Raw genomic sequence first — 5,127 nt, 5'->3', positions numbered from 1 at the left:
GTGTGTTGCTTGAGAACTCAACAGTGTGCTAGTGAACTAAGCCAGTAGAGCTTATGTATTGAACCTCGTATGAGGTTCCTTTGAGAGCATTAATTTGCCTCGATTAAACTGTTCATTGTTGGAGAGTTTGATCCTGGCTCAGGACGAACGCTGGCGGCGTGCTTAACACATGCAAGTCGAACGCTGAACCACTTTCGGGTGGGGATGAGTGGCGAACGGGTGAGTAACACGTGGGTAATCTGCCCTGCACTCTGGGATAAGCCTTGGAAACGAGGTCTAATACCGGATATCACAACGCTTCGCATGAAGTGTTGTTGAAAGTTCTGGCGGTGCAGGATGAACCCGCGGCCTATCAGCTTGTTGGTGGGGTAATGGCCTACCAAGGCGACGACGGGTAGCCGGCCTGAGAGGGTGACCGGCCACACTGGGACTGAGACACGGCCCAGACTCCTACGGGAGGCAGCAGTGGGGAATATTGCACAATGGGCGAAAGCCTGATGCAGCGACGCCGCGTGAGGGATGACGGCCTTCGGGTTGTAAACCTCTTTCGCCAGGGACGAAGCGCAAGTGACGGTACCTGGATAAGAAGCACCGGCTAACTACGTGCCAGCAGCCGCGGTAATACGTAGGGTGCGAGCGTTGTCCGGATTTATTGGGCGTAAAGAGCTCGTAGGCGGTTTGTCGCGTCGGCCGTGAAATCTCCACGCTTAACGTGGAGCGTGCGGTCGATACGGGCAGACTTGAGTTCGGTAGGGGAGACTGGAATTCCTGGTGTAGCGGTGAAATGCGCAGATATCAGGAGGAACACCGGTGGCGAAGGCGGGTCTCTGGGCCGATACTGACGCTGAGGAGCGAAAGCGTGGGGAGCGAACAGGATTAGATACCCTGGTAGTCCACGCTGTAAACGTTGGGCGCTAGGTGTGGGCGACATCCACGTTGTCCGTGCCGTAGCTAACGCATTAAGCGCCCCGCCTGGGGAGTACGGCCGCAAGGCTAAAACTCAAAGGAATTGACGGGGGCCCGCACAAGCGGCGGAGCATGTGGATTAATTCGATGCAACGCGAAGAACCTTACCTGGGCTTGACATGCGCCAGACATCCCCAGAGATGGGGCTTCCCTTGTGGTTGGTGTACAGGTGGTGCATGGCTGTCGTCAGCTCGTGTCGTGAGATGTTGGGTTAAGTCCCGCAACGAGCGCAACCCTTATCCTACGTTGCCAGCGCGTCATGGCGGGGACTCGTGGGAGACTGCCGGGGTCAACTCGGAGGAAGGTGGGGATGACGTCAAGTCATCATGCCCCTTATGTCCAGGGCTTCACACATGCTACAATGGCTGGTACAGAGGGCTGCGATACCGCGAGGTGGAGCGAATCCCTTAAAGCCGGTCTCAGTTCGGATCGCAGTCTGCAACTCGACTGCGTGAAGTCGGAGTCGCTAGTAATCGCAGATCAGCAACGCTGCGGTGAATACGTTCCCGGGCCTTGTACACACCGCCCGTCACGTCATGAAAGTCGGTAACACCCGAAGCCCATGGCCCAACCCCGTAAGGGGAGGGAGTGGTCGAAGGTGGGACTGGCGATTGGGACGAAGTCGTAACAAGGTAGCCGTACCGGAAGGTGCGGCTGGATCACCTCCTTTCTAAGGAGCACAACACATCCACTCGGCCGGGATTCCCGGAACTACCGTGGTGGAGTGGCTGGAACTCAAGTGCCGAATGTGTGCTTGTTCTGGTTGCTCAAGGAATCGTGGAACTACTGGTTATGGTTCATCGCGGTGGCAGACGCCGGCGTTAGTACTGATCCTTTCGGGGGTCGTGGAGGACGCTTGTTGAGTCGGGTGGTGGATTGTTCATGAGGCACACTGTTGGGTCCTGAGGCAACACGCCTCAGGGCTGGACACAGTCCTGGAACGTTGTTTGTTTCTGGTGTGGTGTTTGAGAACTGTAGAGTGGATGCGAGCATCTTTGTGGTCAAGTTGTTAAGGGCACATGGTGGATGTCTTGGCTTCAGGAGCCGATGAAGGACGTAGGAGGCTGCGATAAGCCTCGGGGAGCTGTCAACCGAGCTGTGATCCGAGGATTTCCGAATGGGGAAACCCAGCACCAGTGATGTGGTGTTACCCGCACCTGAATATATAGGGTGTGTGGAGGGAACGCGGGGAAGTGAAACATCTCAGTACCCGTAGGAAGAGAAAACAACCGTGATTCCGTGAGTAGTGGCGAGCGAAAGCGGAAGAGGCTAAACCGTGTATATGTCAAGCTGTCAGGCGTTGTATATGCGGTGTTGTGGGACCCGCCTTGGAGGGACTGACATTCCTTCGGGTTGTTGTGCTGGTTAGTGGAACCGCTTGGGATGGCGGGCCGGAGTGGGTGAGAGCCCCGTACGCGAAAACCAGTTTCAAGGACCTTGGTGGTGTTCCCGAGTAGCAGCGAGCTCGTGGAATTTGCTGTGAATCTGCCGGGACCACCCGGTAAGCCTAAATACTTCCTGAAGACCGATAGCGGACGAGTACCGTGAGGGAAAGATGAAAAGTACCCCGGGAGGGGAGTGAAAGAGTACCTGAAACCGTGTGCCTACAAGCCGTCAGAGCTGTAATGGTGATGGCGTGCCTTTTGAAGAATGAGCCTGCGAGTTAGTGCTGCGTGGCGAGGTTAACCCGTGTGGGGTAGCCGTAGCGAAAGCGAGTCTGAATAGGGCGTCTGTAGTCGCGTGGTCTAGACCCGAAGCGGAGTGATCTACCCATGGCCAGGGTGAAGCGACGGTAAGACGTCGTGGAGGCCCGAACCCACTTAGGTTGAAAACTGAGGGGATGAGCTGTGGGTAGGGGTGAAAGGCCAATCAAACTCCGTGATAGCTGGTTCTCCCCGAAATGCATTTAGGTGCAGCGTCACGTGTTTCACTGCGGGGGTAGAGCTACTGGATGGTCTAGGGGCCTTACCGGGTTACCGAAATCAACCAAACTCCGAATACCGTAGTGTGAGAGCGTGGCAGTGAGACGGCGGGGGATAAGCTTCGTCGTCGAGAGGGAAACAGCCCAGAACACCAGCTAAGGCCCCTAAGTGTGTGCTCAGTGGGAAAGGATGTGGGATTGCCCAGACAACCAGGAGGTTGGCTTAGAAGCAGCCACCCTTGAAAGAGTGCGTAATAGCTCACTGGTCAAGTGGTCCTGCGCCGACAATGTAGCGGGGCTTAAGCACACCGCCGAAGCTGTGTCATTGACACAATAGATCCACTTCGCTCCTTGAGGGTGTTGTGTAGTCGTGTTGATGGGTAGGGGAGCGTCCTGCACCCAGGGAAGCCGTGGCGGAAGCTAGCGGTGGAGGGTGTGGGAGTGAGAATGCAGGCATGAGTAGCGAATGCAGAGTGAGAAACTCTGCCGCCGGATGACCAAGGGTTCCTGGGCCAGGCTAATCCGCCCAGGGTAAGTCGGGACCTAAGGCGAGGCCGACAGGCGTAGTCGATGGACAACGGGTTGATATTCCCGTACCCGAGCATGTGCGCCCATGACGAGGCGTTTGATACTAACCACCCGAAGCGCATCTGCGAAGCCTTCGGGCCTAGTGGGTGTTGTGGAGCGTGGGACCTGATTTCGTAGTAGTCAAGCGATGGGGTGACGCAGGAAGGTAGCTCCGCCAGTGAGTGGTAGTACTGGTGTAAGCGTGTAGGCCGGAACATAGGCAAATCCGTGTTCCATGAGGTTGAGACGTGATGCGTAGCCGTTTGAGGCGAAGTAGAGTGATCCTATGCTGCCGAGAAAAGCCTCTAGTGAGTGCATGCACGGCCCGTACCCCAAACCAACACAGGTGGTCAGGTAGAGAATACCAAGGCGATCGGGTGAACTGTGGTTAAGGAACTCGGCAAAATGCCCCCGTAACTTCGGGAGAAGGGGGGCCAAACATCCTGAAGCCTTTCTCGGGCTAGGGGTGGGTGGCCGCAGAGACCAGCGGAAAGCGACTGTTTACTAAAAACACAGGTCCATGCGAAGTCGCAAGACGATGTATATGGACTGACGCCTGCCCGGTGCTGGAACGTTAAGAGGACCGGTTAACTCCTTTCGGGGGGTGAAGCTGAGAATTTAAGCGCCAGTAAACGGCGGTGGTAACTATAACCATCCTAAGGTAGCGAAATTCCTTGTCGGGTAAGTTCCGACCTGCACGAATGGCGTAACGACTTTCCGGCTGTCTCAACCACAGGCCCGGCGAAATTGCACTACGAGTAAAGATGCTCGTTACGCGCGGCAGGACGGAAAGACCCCGGGACCTTTACTATAGTTTGGTATTGGTTTTCGGTTCGGCTTGTGTAGGATAGGTGGGAGACTGTGAAGTGGTCACGCTAGTGGCTGTGGAGTCGTTGTTGAAATACCACTCTGGTCGAATTGGGAATCTGAACCTCGGGCCATGATCTGGTTCAGGGACAGTGCCTGATGGGTAGTTTAACTGGGGCGGTTGCCTCCTAAAGAGTAACGGAGGCGCCCAAAGGTTCCCTCAGCCTGGTTGGCAATCAGGTGTTGAGTGCAAGTGCACAAGGGAGCTTGACTGTGAGACAGACATGTCGAGCAGGGACGAAAGTCGGGACTAGTGATCCGGCACCTCCTGGTGGAAGGGGTGTCGCTCAACGGATAAAAGGTACCCCGGGGATAACAGGCTGATCTTGCCCAAGAGTCCATATCGACGGCATGGTTTGGCACCTCGATGTCGGCTCGTCGCATCCTGGGGCCGGAGTAGGTCCCAAGGGTTGGGCTGTTCGCCCATTAAAGCGGCACGCGAGCTGGGTTTAGAACGTCGTGAGACAGTTCGGTCCCTATCCGCCGCGCGCGTAGGATACTTGAGGAAGGCTGTCCCTAGTACGAGAGGACCGGGACGGACGAACCTCTGGTGTGCCAGTTGTCACGCCAGTGGCATGGCTGGTTGGCCACGTTCGGAAGGGATAACCGCTGAAGGCATCTAAGCGGGAAGCCTGTTCCAAGATGAGGTATCCCACCCTTTGTGGGTTAAGGCCCCCAAGAGACCATTGGGTTGATAGGCCAGAAATGGAAGCACAGTAATGTGTTGTCGAGTTGACTGGTACTAATAGGCCGAGGACTTGTCTACGAAGGTGTTACGCATCCACTCTACGGTTCTGAAACACCAC

2 rRNA genes are annotated in these 5,127 nt (G+C 56.0%); both read left to right on the top strand.

Features of this window, described 5'->3' with window-relative positions:
- Positions 1 to 115: 115 nt before the first annotated feature.
- Positions 116 to 1,636, top strand: a 16S ribosomal RNA gene (locus ACZ4TR_RS49345).
- A gap of 329 nt (positions 1,637 to 1,965) precedes the next feature.
- Positions 1,966 to 5,087 (top strand): 23S ribosomal RNA (locus ACZ4TR_RS49340).
- The 16S and 23S rRNA genes sit together here, the layout of an rRNA operon.
- Positions 5,088 to 5,127 lie beyond the last annotated feature (40 nt).

This window comes from Amycolatopsis sp. NPDC028719, assembly GCF_055565395.1.
This window is presented reverse-complemented; position numbering and strand designations above follow the sequence as displayed.